At 71.8% G+C, this 16,168-nt stretch carries 17 protein-coding genes; 8 read left to right on the plus strand and 9 right to left on the minus strand.

All coding sequences use genetic code 11. From position 1 onward, the window contains the following. Positions 1 to 69: 69 nt before the first annotated feature. On the minus strand, positions 70 to 732 hold the full coding sequence (locus tag ACFPQ9_RS13795) for a response regulator transcription factor (RefSeq protein ID WP_380852080.1): 663 nt from the start codon (positions 730 to 732) through the stop codon (positions 70 to 72). 92 nt (positions 733 to 824) lie between these two features. Then, complete coding sequence (locus tag ACFPQ9_RS13800; protein WP_380852083.1) at positions 825 to 2,546, minus strand: sensor histidine kinase; 1,722 nt, start codon at positions 2,544 to 2,546, stop codon at positions 825 to 827. A gap of 218 nt (positions 2,547 to 2,764) precedes the next feature. Between ACFPQ9_RS13800 and ACFPQ9_RS13805 the strand changes: the two genes are divergently transcribed. Both ACFPQ9_RS13805 and ACFPQ9_RS13810 read left to right on the plus strand, forming a co-directional pair. Further along, positions 2,765 to 3,358, plus strand: coding sequence for an LURP-one-related family protein (locus tag ACFPQ9_RS13805; protein ID WP_380852086.1), 594 nt, complete (start codon positions 2,765 to 2,767; stop codon positions 3,356 to 3,358). A gap of 52 nt (positions 3,359 to 3,410) precedes the next feature. Further along, positions 3,411 to 4,022, plus strand: coding sequence for a DUF1349 domain-containing protein (locus ACFPQ9_RS13810; protein WP_380852089.1), 612 nt, complete (start codon positions 3,411 to 3,413; stop codon positions 4,020 to 4,022). On the opposite strand, the gene ACFPQ9_RS13815 is transcribed toward ACFPQ9_RS13810, so the two are convergent. Beyond that, the gene (locus tag ACFPQ9_RS13815) at positions 3,982 to 5,385 is read right to left on the minus strand and encodes an MFS transporter (protein WP_380852092.1); all 1,404 of its coding nucleotides are present in this window, start codon (positions 5,383 to 5,385) and stop codon (positions 3,982 to 3,984) included. The genes ACFPQ9_RS13810 and ACFPQ9_RS13815 overlap by 41 nt on opposite strands. 70 nt (positions 5,386 to 5,455) lie before the next feature. On the opposite strand from ACFPQ9_RS13815, the gene ACFPQ9_RS13820 reads away from it, so the two are divergent. From ACFPQ9_RS13820 to ACFPQ9_RS13845, 6 genes are all read left to right on the plus strand, one after another. Continuing rightward, positions 5,456 to 6,451, plus strand: coding sequence for a GlxA family transcriptional regulator (locus ACFPQ9_RS13820; protein WP_380852095.1), 996 nt, complete (start codon positions 5,456 to 5,458; stop codon positions 6,449 to 6,451). Further along, complete coding sequence (locus ACFPQ9_RS13825) at positions 6,448 to 6,966, plus strand: GNAT family N-acetyltransferase (protein ID WP_380852097.1); 519 nt, start codon at positions 6,448 to 6,450, stop codon at positions 6,964 to 6,966. Before ACFPQ9_RS13820 ends, ACFPQ9_RS13825 begins: the two co-directional genes overlap by 4 nt. Positions 6,967 to 7,057: 91 nt before the next feature. Continuing rightward, a complete protein-coding gene (locus ACFPQ9_RS13830; RefSeq protein WP_380852100.1) occupies positions 7,058 to 7,774 on the plus strand; it encodes a DsbA family oxidoreductase in 717 nt (238 codons plus the stop codon). A gap of 95 nt (positions 7,775 to 7,869) precedes the next feature. After that, a complete protein-coding gene (locus tag ACFPQ9_RS13835; protein ID WP_380852102.1) occupies positions 7,870 to 8,919 on the plus strand; it encodes an aminotransferase class V-fold PLP-dependent enzyme in 1,050 nt (349 codons plus the stop codon). A gap of 40 nt (positions 8,920 to 8,959) precedes the next feature. Continuing rightward, entirely contained in the window at positions 8,960 to 9,565 is a 606-nt protein-coding gene (locus ACFPQ9_RS13840; protein ID WP_380852105.1) for an RNA polymerase sigma factor, read from the plus strand. A 72-nt stretch (positions 9,566 to 9,637) separates the two neighbouring features. After that, positions 9,638 to 10,639, plus strand: a complete 1,002-nt coding sequence (locus ACFPQ9_RS13845; protein ID WP_380852108.1) for a maleylpyruvate isomerase family mycothiol-dependent enzyme — start codon at positions 9,638 to 9,640, stop codon at positions 10,637 to 10,639. Positions 10,640 to 10,657: 18 nt separating this feature from the next. On the opposite strand, the gene thpD is transcribed toward ACFPQ9_RS13845, so the two are convergent. The 6 genes from thpD to ACFPQ9_RS13875 all read right to left on the minus strand — a co-directional run bounded on the left by thpD (position 10,658) and on the right by ACFPQ9_RS13875 (position 16,154). Then, positions 10,658 to 11,560, minus strand: coding sequence for an ectoine hydroxylase (gene thpD / locus ACFPQ9_RS13850; RefSeq protein WP_380852111.1), 903 nt, complete (start codon positions 11,558 to 11,560; stop codon positions 10,658 to 10,660). A gap of 7 nt (positions 11,561 to 11,567) precedes the next feature. Then, positions 11,568 to 11,972, minus strand: a complete 405-nt coding sequence (locus ACFPQ9_RS13855) for an ectoine synthase (RefSeq protein WP_380852114.1) — start codon at positions 11,970 to 11,972, stop codon at positions 11,568 to 11,570. A 101-nt stretch (positions 11,973 to 12,073) separates the two neighbouring features. Then, positions 12,074 to 13,345: a diaminobutyrate--2-oxoglutarate transaminase gene (ectB, locus tag ACFPQ9_RS13860; RefSeq protein ID WP_380852117.1), complete on the minus strand. Its 1,272-nt coding sequence runs from the start codon at positions 13,343 to 13,345 to the stop codon at positions 12,074 to 12,076. 30 nt (positions 13,346 to 13,375) lie between these two features. Beyond that, the gene (ectA, locus tag ACFPQ9_RS13865) at positions 13,376 to 13,882 is read right to left on the minus strand and encodes a diaminobutyrate acetyltransferase (protein WP_380852120.1); all 507 of its coding nucleotides are present in this window, start codon (positions 13,880 to 13,882) and stop codon (positions 13,376 to 13,378) included. A gap of 305 nt (positions 13,883 to 14,187) precedes the next feature. Continuing rightward, a complete protein-coding gene (locus tag ACFPQ9_RS13870) occupies positions 14,188 to 14,742 on the minus strand; it encodes a DinB family protein (RefSeq protein WP_380852123.1) in 555 nt (184 codons plus the stop codon). A gap of 308 nt (positions 14,743 to 15,050) precedes the next feature. After that, positions 15,051 to 16,154: a pyridoxal-phosphate-dependent aminotransferase family protein gene (locus ACFPQ9_RS13875; protein WP_380852126.1), complete on the minus strand. Its 1,104-nt coding sequence runs from the start codon at positions 16,152 to 16,154 to the stop codon at positions 15,051 to 15,053. Positions 16,155 to 16,168: the final 14 nt, after the last annotated feature.

The raw sequence follows: 16,168 nt of genomic DNA on the forward strand, positions 1-16,168 counted from the left end.
GCCCCTTGAGGGCGTTGCCGAACCGTCTGTCGAGAGAGCGCCGCGCCCCTATGGGGCGCGGCAGAACCGTCAGCCCGTGTTCGACTCCAGGCCCGCGTCCCGGGCCAGGAGGGCTGCCTGGACTCGGTTGTCGCAGTCGAGCTTGGTCAGGATGCGGCTGACGTACGTCTTCACCGTGGCCTCGCTCATGTGCAGGCGGGCGCCCGCGTCCGCGTTGGACAGGCCCTCGCCGAGCAGGGCCAGGACCTCGCGTTCGCGGGTGGTCAGGCCGGCCAGTCGGCGGCGGGCCTCCTCGCCGCGGGCGGTGGCGGCGGGGGAGGCGAGGGTGTCCACGACGTGGCGGGTCGCGGCCGGGGAGAGATAGGCGTTGCCGGCCGCCGCCGCACGGACCGCGTGGATCAGCTCCTGCGGCGCGGAGTCCTTCAGCAGGAAGCCCGCACCGCCGTGGCCGAGGGCCCGCAGGACGTTCTCGCGCTCGCCGAACGTGGTCAGGATCAGCACCCGTACGTCCGGTGCGGCCCGGCCCATCTCGGCCAGCGCGGTCAGCCCGTCCATCACCGGCATCTGGATGTCCAGCAGGGCCACGTCGACCGCGGTGCTCCGGGCGGTCTCCACCGCTTCGCGCCCGTCCGCCGCCTCGGCGACGACGTCGATGTCGTCCGCCGAGGTGAGGATCATCCTGATGCCGGCCCTGATGAGCGGCTCGTCGTCGGCGACGAGGACCCGGATCACGCGGCCTCCTGCGCGGTGTCGGTGCGATGAACGGATGGCAGAGCCCCGTCATCATGCCCGATCCGGTCACGGGGGCGACCATGTGCCGCCGGTCAGAGCTTGTCCTTGAAGCTCTCCTTCGCGACCAGCTTCCCGTCGCGGAAGCAGAACCGGTAGACGATGTCCTCGTCGAGGTCCAGATAGTGACGGCACTTCGCGCCCTCGGGCAGCGGCGGGCCCTGCTTCTCCTGGCCGTCGGTGAGCAGCGAACTCCCCTCGGGCAGCTCGGCCTTCACGTCCGCCTCGGCGTCGCCGATCTTCACGGACTTGTACACGTCGGCCGATATCGTGCCGCTCTCCATCTCGTCCCACAGCGCCTTCAGCCCCCATGCCCCGAGGGCGACGACACCGACGACCAGGACGACGGCGGTGACGGCACAGCCGAGTGCGACCTTCTTCTTGCTGCTCATGATGGCGGCGAACTCCCCTTGCGGATCGGTACGGTCGAGGACCGCTCCACCGTCGCTCGCCGCAGCCTCGTGGGGCTGCCCCCGAAAGTCGTCGCCCGCCGAGACGGAGGTCGCGCCCTCGGGACGGGGCAGGGTCTCACCGCCGCCGTAGGGCAGCACCGCGGCCAGCCGGAAACCGCCGTCGGGCGTGGGACCGGTGTGCACCATGCCGCCGACCAGCCGCGCCCGCTCCCGCAGACCTGCCAGGCCCTGACCGCCGCTCACCGCGGGCGGGGACGCGGGGGCCCCGTCCGGCACGGGCCCGTTGGACACCTCGACCACCAGGCTGTCCGGTTCGTAGCGCAGCGCCACCGCGATCGGGGCGCCCGGCGCGTGCTTGTGCGCGTTGGTCAGACCCTCCTGGGCGATGCGGTACGCCGCGTGGTCGGCGGCGGGCGCGAGGGGCCGTACGTTCCCGGAACGCAGCAGCTCGACGGCCGCGCCCGCCGCCCGCGACGACTCCACGAGGCCGTCGACGGCCGCCGCCACCCGGGCCGCCGGGGGCTCGGCGTCGGCCCCGTCCGGTGGCCCGGCAGGCGCACCGGCGTCGTCGCGCAGGATGCCGACCGCCTCCCGCAGCTCCCGCATCGCCGTCCGGGACGCCTCACGCAGGATGCCCACCCCTTCCCGGTGGCGGTCGCCCAGCTCCGGGTCGACCTCCAGCGCGCCGGCGTGCACCGCGATCAGGGCGAGCTGGTGGCCGAGGCTGTCGTGCATGTCCTGGGCGATGCGCTGGCGCTCCAGCAGCCGGGCCTGCCGTGCCACCATCGCCTGTTCGCGCACCAGTTGGGTGTTGTGCCGCCGCAGGGCGTCGAGCAGCGCGTGACGCTGGGCGCGATAGCGGGAGGCGAGGCCCGGCACGATCACGAACGCCAGGAACGAGCCCGCCGCCAGCGAACCGGTGACGATCAGCGAGAGCTGGACCTCCTCGTCGGGCGCCTTGGCGATGCCGACGACGGCGTACAGCACGAACCCGGCGCCGTAAGCGGCGATGGCGCGCGAGGGACGCATGATCCGGCTGCCCGCCGACCAGCTCGCGCACACCAGCAGCGGTACCGCGCCCGCCACCACGCCGGACATGGCCGACGCGATGACCAGCACCGTCGCCGGCAGGGAGCGGCGGGCCAGTGACAGTACGGCGGCGGCCAGGGCCACGGCGACCGTCCACGCGCCGAAGCCGGGCCGTTCGTCGAGGAGGCCCGCCATCCCGGCGAGCACGACGGCGAGCACGCTCTCCCCGATGATCCGCTTGCGCGGCCAGGGGGAGGCGGCGAGGAGCCGGGAGCTGAGCGGCCGGTCCGTGCGGGGTGTCTGGCTGGCGTCCACGCGCAGACGATAGCCAGCCGCCCGGGGCCGCCCGCATCCGCCCTTCGGCGCGGTCCCGAGCGACGAAAGTCGACACCCGCCCGCCGCCGGAGCCGTCATCTTTGGTCGCTGCGGACGTCGACTTACGAGGACTGACCCGGACCGGGTCGCGCGGCGACGATGGCTCCGCCGGACGAGAACGCCGGCGGCCACCCACCACCGGCACGGAGAGCGAAGCGATGGACAGCGCGCGACCGACGAACGAGCGGTTCACCATCCGGCAGAAGACCACCCTCATGATCAACCGGTACGTCGTGACCGAGACGCTGCCGGACGGCTCCGAGGGCAAGGTCGTCGCCTTCGCCGAGCAGAAGCGGATGGCGCTCAAGGAGCAGATGACCTTCTACACCGACGAGTCCAAGGGCCGCGTGCTGTTCACCGCCAAGGCCCGTCAGGTCCTCGACGTCGGCGCCGCCTATGACGTGTGCGACGCGACGGGCAACCCCGTCGGCACGTTCCGCAAGAAGTTCGCCGCCTCCCTGCTGCGCTCGACGTGGGAACTGGAGCAGCCGGGCTCCGTCACCGCCGTCGGGACCGAGCGCAACCGGCTCGTGGCCGTGCTGCGCCGGGTCTGGGAGCTGCTGCCGCTGGACTTCGTGCCGTTCGCGTGGCCGTACCACTTCGACTTCACCTCGGAGGCGAAGCCGGTGATGAAGGTCGACAAGAAGATAGGGCTGCGCGACCGGTATCTGCTCGACGTGGCCTCGCCCGACCTCGACCTGCGCCTCGCCATCGCCCAGGCCGTCGCCCTGGACGCCCTCCAGTCCCGCTGACGGGACCCCCCTCGGGCGAGCGGGAAGGGGGACGGCCTGGAAGAATCCCGCCATGGACCTGGAAATCCCCGAACTCCCCTTCCCACTGCGCACCTACGGCCCCGACGGCCACTGGTCCTACGAGGACGACGGCATCCTCTCCGGATGGGCCGGCCCCCGGCAGGACCGTTTCGTGCCGCCCACCGGCGAGGCCCTGGACGCCGCCTCCGACGCACCGCGGCTGCTGGGCGCGCCCGAGGGCGACTTCCAGCTGATCGCCCGCGTCACCGTCGGCTTCGCCGGCGCCTTCGACGCCGGTGTCCTCTACGTCCATGTCGGCGAGCGGGCCTGGGCGAAGCTGTGCCTGGAGTACTCCCCGGACGTGCCCACCGTGTGCACGGTCGTCACCCGGGGCCACTCCGACGACGCCAACTCCTTCTCGGTGGAGGGAAGCTCGGTGTGGCTGCGGGTGAGCCGCACCGGCCGCGCCTTCGCCTTCCACGCCTCGCGCGACGGCGAGCGCTGGACCTTCGTCCGGCTGTTCACGCTCGGCGACGAGAAGGAGACCGGCGCGGCCCTGGTCGGCTTCATGACGCAGTCGCCGCTGGGGGAGGGGTGCGTGGTGACCTACGACCACCTGGAGTTCAGGCCGCACTGGCCGAAGGACCTGCGAGACGGAAGCTGAGCAGGCCCGTCACCGCGAGCAGCGCCGCGCTGACCACCAGGCTCAGCCGCATCCCGGACACGAAGCCGTCGGAGATCAGCGCCCCGAAGACGGCGATGCCCAGCGCCCCGGCCATCTGCCGGGCCGCGTTGAGGACGCCCGCCGCGAGGCCCGCCCGCTCCGCGGGCACGGCGTCCATCATCGCCGCCGTCAGCGGTGGCACCGTCAGCGCGCAGCCCAGCGCCATCGGGACGAGGAGCAGCGCCACCACGACCGGCGGCGTGCCGGTGTCGACGAACAGCATCACCAGCAGTCCCGCGACGGCGAGGCCCTGGCCCACCACCATGGGCAGCCGGGGGCCGTACCGTCCGGCGAGCTTGCCCGCCACCACGTTCGTCACCGCGATCAGGCCCGTCATCGGCAGGAACATCAGCCCGGCCTGGAGCGCGGAACGCCCTTGGACCTGCTGGAAGAAGAGCGAGAAGACGAACACCATGCTGTAGAAGGCGACGCTGACCGCTGCTCCCGTCGCCACCGTCACCGCGACGGTCCGGTTGCGCAGCAGCCCCAGCGGGACGACCGGGTGCGGCCTGCGCGCCTCGATGCGCAGGAACGCGCCGGCCGTCACCACGGCCACCGCGAGCGCCGCCCAGCCCGCCGTGCCGCCCTCGATCACCGCGAACGTCAGCGCGGTCAGCGCCACCACCGCCGTCACCTGGCCGGGCAGATCGAGCGGTGCCGGACGGCGCTGCGAACGCGGGGCCCGGATCAGCAGCGCGAGAATCAGGACGCCCACCGGAAGGTTGACGAAGAAGATCCCCCGCCAGTCCCAGGCCGTCGTCAGCACACCGCCCACCACCGGACCCAGCGCCACCGCCGCAGAACCCCCGGCCGCCCACACGGCCACCGCCCGAGCGCGCCGCGCCGGATCGGCGTACGCCTGCCGCACCAGCGCCAGCGAGGCCGGCAGCACCACGGCAGCGGCGACACCCTGCACGACGCGCGCGCCGATCAGGGCGGGCAGGTTCGGCGCCAGACCGCAGGCCGCCGAGGCGAGCGTGAAGACGCCGGCGCCCAGCGCGTACGCCCGGGTCGCGCCCGCCCGGTCCGAGAAAGCCCCGGTGGACAGCATCAGCGCGGCGAACGCCAGTGTGTAGGCGTCCACGACCCACTGCAGCCCCGACATCCCGCCGCCGAGGGAGGAGCCCATCGCGGGCAGAGCCACGTTCACGATGGACGCGTCGAGGCAGACCAGCGCGAAGCCGAGCAGGCCGGCGGTGAGGGTGAGAGCGGCGGAGGGCGTCTTGGGTTCCTTGGGCTCCGGCGTCAACTCGCCCTGGATGGAAGTGAGTTGAGTGCCGTCGCGCGTCACGTTCGTCGACATGCCTCCATGCTGCGGAGTGCGGCCGTCGTACAGTAGTGGCCAAAATGCCATGCAGCCGGAGGTTCTGGCCATGTCCCAGCCGCTAGCCCCGCACCGCATCGCGGTCGTCGCGCCCTCGCCCGTGTCGATGTTCAACCTCGCCATCCCGGAGATGCTGTTCGGCAAGGTCGAGGTCGACGGGCGGCCCGGCTACGAGGTGGTCATCTGTGCGGCCGAGCCGGGACCGGTGCCCACCAGCGGCGGGCTCGACCTGTACGTACGGCACGGACTCGACGTCGTGGAGGCCGCGGACACGCTGCTCGTCGCCGGGACCGGGGAGCCCTTCGAGCCGGACGCGCGGATCGTGTCCGCCGTGCGCGAGGCGGCCGCCGCCGGCAAGCGCATCGCCTCCCTGTGCACCGGCGCCTTCCAACTCGCCGAGGCGGGCCTGCTGCACGGGCGCAGGGCGACGACGTACTGGGCGCACGCCGAGGAGCTGCGCCGCCGCTACCCGCAGGTCGACCTGCGCGGAGACGTGCTCTACGTCCAGGACGGGCCCTACGTCACCTCCTCCGGCTACGCCGCCGGCATCGACCTGTGCCTGCACATCATCCGCACCGACTACGGCGCCGCCGTCGCCAACGAGGTCGCCCGACGCGCCCTGGTCGCGCCCGTACGGCCGGGCGGCCAGACCCAGTTCACGCAGACGCCGTTGCCGCCCGAGCGCGGCCACGCCTGCTCCGACACCCGCGGCTGGGCCATGCGCAACCTCGACAAGCCGCTCACCCTCACCGACCTGGCCCGGCACGCCGGCGTCAGCGTGCGCACCCTCACCCGCCGCTTCCACGCGGAGAGCGGGGTGAGCCCCCTGCAGTGGCTGCTGCACCAGCGCATCGAACGCGCCAAGGAACTGCTGGAGACCACGGACCTGCCGATGGACCGGGTGGCCCGCGCCAGCGGTCTGGGCACGGCCGACTCGCTGCGGGGGCATCTGGTCCGCCGTACGGGGCTGACGCCGAGCGCCTACCGGGCGCAGTTCAGCCGGCTCGGAACCGCGGCGGCCGACGTCACGTCCTCCGTTGCATGATCAGTGACCGAGACACCGCGAACCGGATGATCCGTACCGTTGTGTCCGCCGAGGCGGAGACGGTCGCCGCCCTGCACGCGCGCGCCAGGGCGACGTACTACCCGGACGGGATCCCCGACGACGGAACCGACTGGTCCGCCGCCTGGCGCGGCGCCATCGAGCGGCCCGACGGGCATGTGCTGTGCGTGGTGGAGCACGGCCGGATCGTCGGCCTCGCGTCCTTCCGCCGGCCCGAGGGAGGCCCGGCCGACACGGTCAAGCTGTTCCAGTTCCACGTCGACCCCGACCACTGGGGCCGTGGCATCGGTACGGCCCTGCACGCGGCCTGCGTCGAGGAGTGGCGGGCCGACGGCATGCGCACGGCCGTGCTCGACGTCCATGTCGACAACCGGCGGGCACAGGGCTTCTACGCCGGCCGGGGCTGGCACCCGGACCCGGAGAACCCGCCCGCCGACGGGGACCACCACCTGAACCTGCGATTTCTGGTGACGGAGGACGACCCGGTCGGGACATGAGGGCGGGCGGGAATCAAGCACGCTGCTTGAACGTTCATCCAGTCTGCGGAGGGTGTCTCCGTATCCGTCCGACCTGGAGAGAGCCGTAGACATGCGCGTCGAGATCTGGAGCGACATCGCCTGCCCCTGGTGCTACGTGGGCAAGGCCCGCTTCGAGAAGGCGCTGGAGGCCTTCCCGCACCGCGACCAGGTCGAGGTGGTGCACCGCTCCTTCGAGCTGGACCCCGGGCGCGCCAAGGGCGACATCCAGCCCGTGATCACCATGCTCACCAAGAAGTACGGCATGAGCGCCGCGCAGGCACAGGCCGGTGAGGAGAACCTCGGCGCGCAGGCCGCCGCGGAGGGGCTCGCGTACCGCACCGAGGGCCGCGACCACGGCAACACCTTCGACATGCACCGGCTCCTGCACTTCGCCAAGGAGCAGGGCCGCCAGGACGAGCTGATCCAGATCCTGTACCGGGCGAACTTCGCCGAGGAGCGGTCCGTCTTCTCCGAGGGCGACGAGCGGCTCGTGGAACTGGCGGTGGCCGCCGGACTCGACGCCGGCGACGCCCGCAAGGTCCTCGCCGACCAGGGCGCCTACGCCGACGACGTGCGTGCCGACGAGCGCGAGGCCGCCGAGCTCGGCGCGAACGGCGTGCCCTTCTTCGTCCTCGACCGCAAGTACGGCGTCTCCGGCGCCCAGCCCGCCGAGGTCTTCGAACAGGCCCTGACGCAGGCATGGGGCGAGCGGTCCCCGCTTCGGCTCATCGACCAGGGTGACGCGGACGCCTGCGGCCCCGACGGGTGCGCGGTACCGCAGAGGTAAAAGGGCAGGTGACGGCTGATCTATAAGGATCGCTTGGCGAGAGCACGCAAAAATAGGCAATGGACTATGAGGTCTCCCGGGCCCACAGTGGAGCCATGGAGACCTTCGAGAGCCTCGTCGGTGCCGAGTTCGCGCCGAAGAACACCTACCTGAACACGGCCAGCACCGGCCTGCTGCCGGCCCGTACCGTCGCCGCCATGCGGACCGCGACGGAGGCCGCGGCGGCCGGCCGGCCGACCGACATGTTCTCGGACGTCGAGGCGAGCCGCGCCTGCTTCGCGCGGCTCGTCTCGGTGCCCGAGCGCCGGGTGGCGGCCGGGGCGTCCGTCGCGGTCTACAGCGGCCTGATCGCCGCCTCCCTCCCGGCGGGCGCCGAAGTCCTCACCGCCGAGGGCGACTTCAGCTCCGTCGTGAACCCCTTCCACGTCCGCCCCGACCTCAAGGTGCGCAGCGTGCCGCTGGAGCGGATCGCCGAGTCGGTGCGCCCCGGCACCGCCCTGGTCGCCGTCAGCGCAGCCCAGTCCGCGGACGGCCGGGTGGCCGACCTGCCCGCGATCCGGGAGGCGGCGCGCGAGCACGGGGCGCGTACGTACATCGACGCGTCCCAGGCCGCCGGATGGCTGGACCTCGACGCGGACGCCTACGACTACTGCGCCTCCGTCGCCTTCAAGTGGCTGGTCTGCCCGCGGGGCGTGGCCTTCCTGGTCGTCCCGGAGGACCTCGGCGGCCTCACCCCGCTCTTCGCCGGCTGGGTCGCGGGGGAGCACCCCTGGGACGCGTGCTACGGCCCCATCGACGAACTCGCCCACTCCGCACGGCGGTTCGACGAGAGTCCCGCCCTCTTCTCCTACGCCGGCGCCCGCCGCTCCCTGGGACTCCTGGAGGAACTCGGCGTGGACGCCGTGCGCGCCCATGACCTCGCCCTCGCCGACCGCTTCCGCGCGGGCCTGGCCTCCCTCGGCCACGAGCCCGTCCCCTCGCCCGGCTCGCCGATCGTCTCCGTGCCCGGCCTCGGCAGCCGCCAGAGCGATCTGAGCAGCGCCGGAGTGGAGGTCTCCGACCGCGCCGGCAACCTGCGCGCGGCCTTCCACCTCTACAACACACCCACCGATGTCGACCGCCTCCTCGATGTCCTGTCCGCCTGAACCACTGGCGCGGGCCCTGCCGGGACGCTAGGAAGGGCACGTGGAGTCCACGGGCGGTACCTCCGCACCGCCGCCTGCCGACGCGGAGGTGCACCGGCGGCTGGTGTACGGCGACGAGTCCGCGCTGGCCGAGGTGTACACGGCGTACGGCGGGCTGGTGCGGCGGATCGCCGTGCGCGTGACCCGCTCCCCGGCCGCCGCCGAGGACGTGGCGCAGGAGGTCTTCGCCCACCTGTGGAGCCGGCCGTACACCTTCGACGCGGGCCGTGGCTCGCTGCGCACCTGGCTGTCCCTGCTCGCCCACCGACGGGCCGTGGACTGGGTGCGCAGCGAGGCCCGGCACCGCAAGGACGCCGGCGCCGACGACTCCGCGCTCCAGGCCATCCCCGACGCCGGTCCCGGCCCCGACGAGACGGTCGTCGACCGGGAACGCTCCCTCCTGCTGCACTCCGCCCTCGCCGAACTCCCGCAGCCGCAGCGCGAGGTCGTGCACCTCGCCTACTTCGCCGGCCGCACCTACCGGCAGGCCGCCGTGGAGCTGGGCATACCCGAGGGCACCGCCAAGACCCGGCTGCGCAGCGCCCTGCGCTCCTTGGCGGAAACTTTGGCCGAGCCGCCGGACCCCGCGCTGGAAAGGGGCGCATGATGGCGAGGGGGGTACCCGCAGGAGAGCCGAACGAGGCCCTCGCGGACAAGGGGCACGGAGAGGAGGCACGCGATGACCGACGGACACGGGTCCGTACCTGATCTGCTGGCCGCCTGGGCCTTCGGCGCCCTGGACCCGGCCGACGCGGAGACCGTCTCGGCGCATCTGGCCGGCTGCGGGAGCTGCGCCGCGGAGGCGGCGAGACTGAAGGAGACGGTACGGCTGCTCGACGGGCCACCGCTCACCGCCCCCACCCGCTCGTCCGACGGTGTGCTGTCCCTCGCCCTGCGCACCCGGCCGTCCGTCGCCGGTGTCGCCGCGCACGCCGCGCCCTACGCCGCCGCCGTCGCCGGGCTCAAGGCACTGCTGCCGGAACTCTCGGGCCGCTGGGCCACTCCGGTCGTGCACGACTGGGACGCGCATGCCACCGTCGCCCATCTCCTGGCCGCCGACGAGCATCTGGCCGGCCGGCTCGGCGTCGACGCGCGGGTGCCGCCCTCGCACATCGAGGAGGGCACGCACTGGGAGGACGCCTGGAACCGCCGCAGCGCCGATGTCATCGCCCACGAGCACGGCCGTACGCCCGAGGAGACGGTGGCCGACTGGGCCGCACAGGCCGACCAGGTGCTCGGCACACCGGAGGCCGGGGACGCCGAACTCGCCGCGCGGGCCGTGACACTGATGGGGATGCGGCTGCCCGTCGCCGACCACTTCCTGATGCGCGGCTTCGAGACATGGATCCACACCGACGACATCGGCCGCGCCCTCGGCCTCGCCGTCCCGTTGCCGCCGCCGGAGCACCTGGAGCTGCTGGTCCGCCTCGCCGTCCGCGTCCTCGGACTGGCCCTGGGACCCACCGCGCCCCCGGTGCTGTTCTCGGTCACCGGGGGCGAGGAGTGGGTGCTGGGGTCCGCGGACGAGCCCGTACTGGCCGAACTCAGCCTCGATCCGTACGACTTCTGCCTGCTCGTCGGCGGACGGTACGCCCCGGAGACGGTGCCCAGGGGCCAGACCGGCGACGCGGCCGCCGTACGGAACGTACTGGAGCGGGCCGCGTCGCTGGCGTGGCTGTGAACCGCACCTGCGTGAAGCTCACTTCACGGGCGTGAAGTCCCGTGCCCCGATGAAGTCCGGGCGCCGGATCGGAGCCGCGAAGGGCTCCACGGCCGCGTTGTCCACGCTGTTGAAGACGATGAACACGTTGCTGCGCGGGAACGGCGTGATGTTGTCGCCGGAGCCGTGCATGCAGTTGCAGTCGAACCAGGTCGCCGAACCGGCCTTGCCCGTGAAGAGCTTGATGCCGTACTCGGACGCCATCTTCGTCAGCGCCTCGTCCGACGGCGTGCCCGCGTCCTGCATCTGCAGCGACTTCTTGTAGTTGTCCTTCGGCGTGGCCCCCGCGCACCCGAGGAAGGTCCGGTGCGAACCGGGCATGATCATCAGCCCGCCGTTGGTGTCGTGGTTCTCGGTCAGCGCGATCGAGACGGACACCGTCCGCATGTTCGGCAGACCGTCCTCGGCGTGCCAGGTCTCGAAGTCCGAGTGCCAGTAGAAGCCACTGGCCCCGAAGCCCGGCTTGACGTTGATCCGCGACTGGTGGACGTACACGTCCGAGCCGAGGATCTGCCGCGCCCGGCCGACGACGCGCTCGTCGCGCACCAGCGCGGCGAACACCTCGCTGAGCTTGTGCACCTCGAAGACGGACCGGATCTCCTTGGACTTCGGCTCGATGATCGAGCGCTCGTCCGCGCGGATCGCCGGGTCGGCGATCAGCCGCTCCAGCTCACGGTGGTAGACCTCCACCTCGTCCGCGCCGATCAGCTGGTCGATGGCGAGGAAGCCGTCGCGCTCGAACGACTGCAGATCGCCGGCCGTGATCGGGCCCGGCGTGTCGGGAGCGCCCCACACGACGGGGTCCTGGCGCGGCGTCGACACCTCGGTGGCGCCGCGGCTGGGGTAGAGATCGGTGACGTTTCCGGTCATGGCGGTGGTCATGGTGTTCTCACACCTCCTCGGGCTCGGTGAGCAGCGGGTACACCCCGTTCTCGTCGTGGTCCTCGCGGCCGGTCACGGGCGGGTTGAAGACACAGATGCAGCGGAAGTCCTCCTTCACCCGCAGCGTGTGCCTCTCGTGGCCGTCCAGGAGGTACATGGTCCCGGGCGTGATCACATGCGTCCGCCCGGTCTCGTGGTCGGTCAGCTCGGCCTCGCCCTCGACGCAGACGACGGCCTCGATGTGGTTCGCGTACCACATGGACGTCTCCGTACCCGCGTACAGGACCGTCTCGTGCAGCGAGAAGCCGACCTTCTCCTTCGCGAGGACGATGCGCTTGCTCTCCCAGGTCCCGGACGCCGATTTCACATGGCGGTCGGTGCCTTCGATGTCCTTGAACGAACGGACGATCACGGTGCTGCGATGCCTCCTAGGTGGGGGTGTACTCGGTGCTCCCGGCCGGACGGACGGCGCACGGGGCGGCCGTCCGTCGGCAGGGGGTCTTCAGGCGCCCGTCAGGCGGTCTCGGTGACGGCGCGAGCCAGGACGCGGAGCCCCTCGTCGAGCTCGTCCGGGGTGATGGTGAGGGCGGGCAGCAGTTTGATGACCTCGCTCTCCGGGCCGGACGTCTCCACGAGCAGTCCGAGCTCGAAGGCGCGGTGCGCGACCCGGCCGGCCCGCTCCTTGTCGTGGAACTCCATGCCCCAGACCAGCCCGCGGCCCCGGTACTCCTTCACATCGGCGAGGTGCTCCTCGCAGATGGCGATCAGGCCCTGCTCGATCTGCTCACCGCGGGCGCGGGTCTGCTTCTCCATGGCGCTGCCGTCGGCCCAGTAGGACTCCAGGGCGGCGGTGGCCGTGACGAAGGCGGGGTTGTTGCCGCGGAAGGTGCCGTTGTGCTCACCCGGCTCCCAGATGTCCAGCTCGGGCTTGAACAGGCACAGCGACATGGGCAGTCCGTAGCCGCTGATGGACTTGGAGACGGTGACGATGTCCGGGGTGATGCCGGCCTCCTCGAAGGAGAAGAAGGCCCCGGTACGACCGCACCCCATCTGGATGTCGTCGACGATGAGCAGCATGTCCTGCCGCTCGCAGAGCTCGGCGAGCGCCCGCAGCCACTCCGGGCGGGCGACGTTGATGCCGCCCTCGCCCTGCACGGTCTCCACGATCACGGCGGCGGGCTTGTTGAGGCCCGAGCCCTGGTCCTCCAGGAGCCGCTCGAACCACAGGAAGTCCTCGACCGTGCCGTCGAAGTAGTTGTCGAACGGCATCGGGGTGCCGTGCACCAGCGGGATGCCGGCGCCGGCCCGCTTGAAGGCGTTGCCGGTCACGGCGAGCGAACCGAGCGACATCCCGTGGAAGGCGTTGGTGAAGGACACGATGGCCTCGCGGCCCTTCACCTTGCGCGCCAGCTTCAGCGCGGATTCCACGGCGTTGGTGCCGGTCGGGCCCGGGAACATGACCTTGTACGGCAGGTCGCGCGGGCGCAGCACCAGGTCCTGGAAGGTCTGCAGGAACGCGCGCTTGGCGCTGGTGGACATGTCGAGCCCGTGCGTGACGCCGTCACGCTCCAGGTAGTCGATCAACGCCCGTTTCAGGACGGGGTTGTTGTGCCCGTAGTTCAGCGAACCGGCGCCGGCGAAGAAGTCCAGGTACTCGTGGCCGTCCTCGTCGTACATACGGCTGCCCCGCGCGCGGTCGAAGACTGTGGGCCAGCCGCGGCAGTAGCTGCGCACCTCGGACTCGAGGGTCTCGAAGACGCTGAGGTCGGGCTGGGTGATGGTCACGACGAATCGCTCCTCGTTGCGTGGGGGGTGTCAGAGGGAGAGGGGGCCGATGCGGTACAGCACTTCGGGGTCGTGCGGTCCGTCCGGGAACAGGCCGGCGGGGAAGAGCACCTCCCGCTCCAGGGCGGCACCGTGTCGCTCGGCGAAGGAGTCGAACAGCCGATCGGATGCGGTGTTGCCGGGCGTGATGGTGGTCTCGACGCTCGTGATGCCGTACTCGCCACTGACCCGCGCGACGAGTCCGTCGAGCAGCGCGGCGGCGATGCCGCGGCCGCGGTAGGCGTCGTCCACGGCCACCTGCCAGACGAGCAGGGTGCGCGGACGGTCCGGGCGCACGTACCCGGTGATGAAGCCGACCGGCTCCCCACGCTCGTCGCGCGCGACGGCCGACGTGCTCGCGAAGTCGCGGCACCACAGCAGATAGCTGTACGACGAGTTGAGGTCGAGGGCTTCGGAGTCTCTGGCAATACGCCACAGCGCGGCCCCGTCGGCCACCGCCGGACGGTCGATTTGCAGGTCTGCTTGTGCGGCAGTCATGCGAATTGAATTTACCGAGGGAAATTCGAAATTGCATGGCCGTGAGGGGTTACGCGTGGCGCGGTGGTGTGTTATCACGCGGGCGTGAGGGAAGCGCTTGAGGCCCTACAGAACGCACCTTTTGCCCCCTTAATACCGTACAAAACGGGCGCGATGTGGAACGCGTCACAGGCGTGTAACTCTCACGAGACCTGACCGTTTCAGTCCGATTGGTGTTCGCGGAATCTTTGCGTTTAGGTTCGGAGAAAGCGGGCAGAAGACTATGGGAAGCTGCCCTGGAAAAGAATTCGAGAATTACGTCGAATTCAGGCTCCGGTAGCGCCGTCGATGGACTCTCGCAGAATGTCGGCGTGGCCGTTGTGGCGTGCGTACTCCTCGATCATGTGAAGGAGCACCCAGCGCAGACTGACCTCCACTCCGACCAGCGGTCCGTCCCCGATGCGCCCCGTGCCCTCCAGCGGCAGCCCGGCACACACCTCACGACCCCGGGCGACCTCCCGCCGCCACACGGCGAGCGCCTCGTGGATGCCGCGCTCGTCCTCCAGCCGGTACCCGCTCTCGTTCCCCGCCCCGAACACGGGCGGCACCTCGAGCCCGCCCACCGCCCGCTGGAACCAGTTCCGCTCACACTCCGCGAGATGCTGCACCAGCCCGAGCAACGTCAACTCCGACGCCCCGGCGGCCGCGGTCCGCACCTGCGTGTCATCGAGCCCCGCGCACTTCAACTCCAGGGTGGCGCGATGAAAGTCGAGCCAACTCTCGAGCATGGGTCGCTCGTCACCGCTCATGAGGGGGATGGGGCGGCCGTCGGGGAGCGTGTGAGGGGTGCCGGGGAGCGCGTGGGGGGTGTCGGTGGTCATAGGGGGAGCGTGGCACGGCTCGTTGGGGCGGGGCAGGCTTTCGGACCGGTCTTTTCGGCCCTTCCGCGGCGCACGAACGAGACCGGGCTGCAGGGAGGGACGGCGGCTGCGGGCAGTGGGGGCTGGTCGCGCAGTTCCCCGCGCCCCTTGGAGAGGCCTGCGGCCCTCCAACCAGCCCGTCCGGCGCAGGAGGTTTTTCAGCCCGTCCGGCGTTTGAGGACGAGGCCCGTTCAGGGCCCGGAGCGGGGGTCCGGGGGCGGCAGTCCCCGGGGACGGGACGGGTAGGGGCGGCGGGGGCGAGAAACCTCCTACCGCCACCCCCCACCGTCCACGACCCGCAACGCCCCCTCCACCTCCACATCCAGCCCCAGCCCAGCCAGCGCGGCGCCCAGCGCGGCCAACGACCCCCGCACCGCCCCCGCCGTCGCGTCCACCCCGTAGTGATTGACCCGAACCATCTCCTTGGCCAGCGCCCCACCCCCCGCAGCCAGCGGCAACGCCGGATCCGCCGCCAGCGCCCGAGCCACCACCTCCGACGCCACCACCCCCGCCGGCACCCTCAACGTCGTCGCGACGGGAGCCGCGTCCCGCTCCTCGTACACATACGGCTCCAGCCCTCCGCCCAGGGCCACAGCCCCCGCCCGAGTGGCCAGCGCGGCGGCCCGATGGCGGCCCATCACCGCCTCCAGCCCGTCCGCCTCGATCCGCTCCACGCACGCCTCCAGCGCGAGCATCTCCAACTGTGCGGGAGCGTGCAGCAGCGCCGTGCGCCCGCCGTCGATCCACCGCGCCTTCCAGTCGAGCAGCGACAGGTACGACCGTCGCGGCGCCCGCGGATTCGCCGCCATCCGGGCCCAGGCCCGCTCGCTCACCGACACCGCCGACACCCCGGCCGGCCCGCCCATCGCCTTCTGCGCCCCGATGACGCACAGGTCCACGCCCCACGCGTCCGGCAGCACCGGCTCGGCCCCGATCGACGCCACCGCGTCCAGGTAGAACAGCGCCCCGTGCTCCCGCACGACCTCGCCGATCTCCGCGACGGGATTGGTGTTGCCGGTGGCCGCCTCCGCGTGCACCAGGGACACGAAGTCGATCTCCGGATGCTCGGCGAACGCGTCACGGATCTGGTCCGCGGTGACCGCCGTATGGAAGGGCACCGCCAGATCGATCACGGTCGCGCCGCAGTCCCGCAGCCAGTCCCCGAAGGTCTGCCCGTACGGACCCGTGATCACGTTCAGCGCGGTCGTGCCGGGCCCGGCCGTCCCGCGGATCGCCCCCTCCAGCGGCAGCAGCGCCTCACCCTGCATGATCACGACGTCCTGCCGGGTCCCGAGCAGCCGCGCCACCCGGTCCTCGATGGCGGCGAATCGGGCGGCGCTCAGCGGTGTCAGGTCCAGGAAGGGATGGGTCACGACGGGGCTCTCTT

The organism is Streptomyces coerulescens (genome assembly GCF_042657965.1).
Classification (GTDB): domain Bacteria; phylum Actinomycetota; class Actinomycetes; order Streptomycetales; family Streptomycetaceae; genus Streptomyces; species Streptomyces coerulescens.

Bases quoted from the DNA above. Each gene is read 5' to 3' on its own strand.
- ectA (WP_380852120.1), bottom strand. From the start codon at position 13,882: ATGACTGCCGCACAAGCAGACCTGCAAATCGACCGTCCGGCGGTGGCC.
- ACFPQ9_RS13845 (WP_380852108.1), top strand. From the start codon at position 9,638: ATGACCGACGGACACGGGTCCGTACCTGATCTGCTGGCCGCCTGGGCC.
- ACFPQ9_RS13810 (WP_380852089.1), top strand. From the start codon at position 3,411: ATGGACCTGGAAATCCCCGAACTCCCCTTCCCACTGCGCACCTACGGC.
- thpD (WP_380852111.1), bottom strand. From the start codon at position 11,560: ATGACCACCGCCATGACCGGAAACGTCACCGATCTCTACCCCAGCCGC.
- ACFPQ9_RS13870 (WP_380852123.1), bottom strand. From the start codon at position 14,742: ATGACCACCGACACCCCCCACGCGCTCCCCGGCACCCCTCACACGCTC.
- ACFPQ9_RS13805 (WP_380852086.1), top strand. From the start codon at position 2,765: ATGGACAGCGCGCGACCGACGAACGAGCGGTTCACCATCCGGCAGAAG.
- ACFPQ9_RS13820 (WP_380852095.1), top strand. From the start codon at position 5,456: ATGTCCCAGCCGCTAGCCCCGCACCGCATCGCGGTCGTCGCGCCCTCG.
- ACFPQ9_RS13815 (WP_380852092.1), bottom strand. From the start codon at position 5,385: ATGTCGACGAACGTGACGCGCGACGGCACTCAACTCACTTCCATCCAG.
- ACFPQ9_RS13830 (WP_380852100.1), top strand. From the start codon at position 7,058: ATGCGCGTCGAGATCTGGAGCGACATCGCCTGCCCCTGGTGCTACGTG.
- ACFPQ9_RS13835 (WP_380852102.1), top strand. From the start codon at position 7,870: ATGGAGACCTTCGAGAGCCTCGTCGGTGCCGAGTTCGCGCCGAAGAAC.
- ACFPQ9_RS13825 (WP_380852097.1), top strand. From the start codon at position 6,448: ATGATCAGTGACCGAGACACCGCGAACCGGATGATCCGTACCGTTGTG.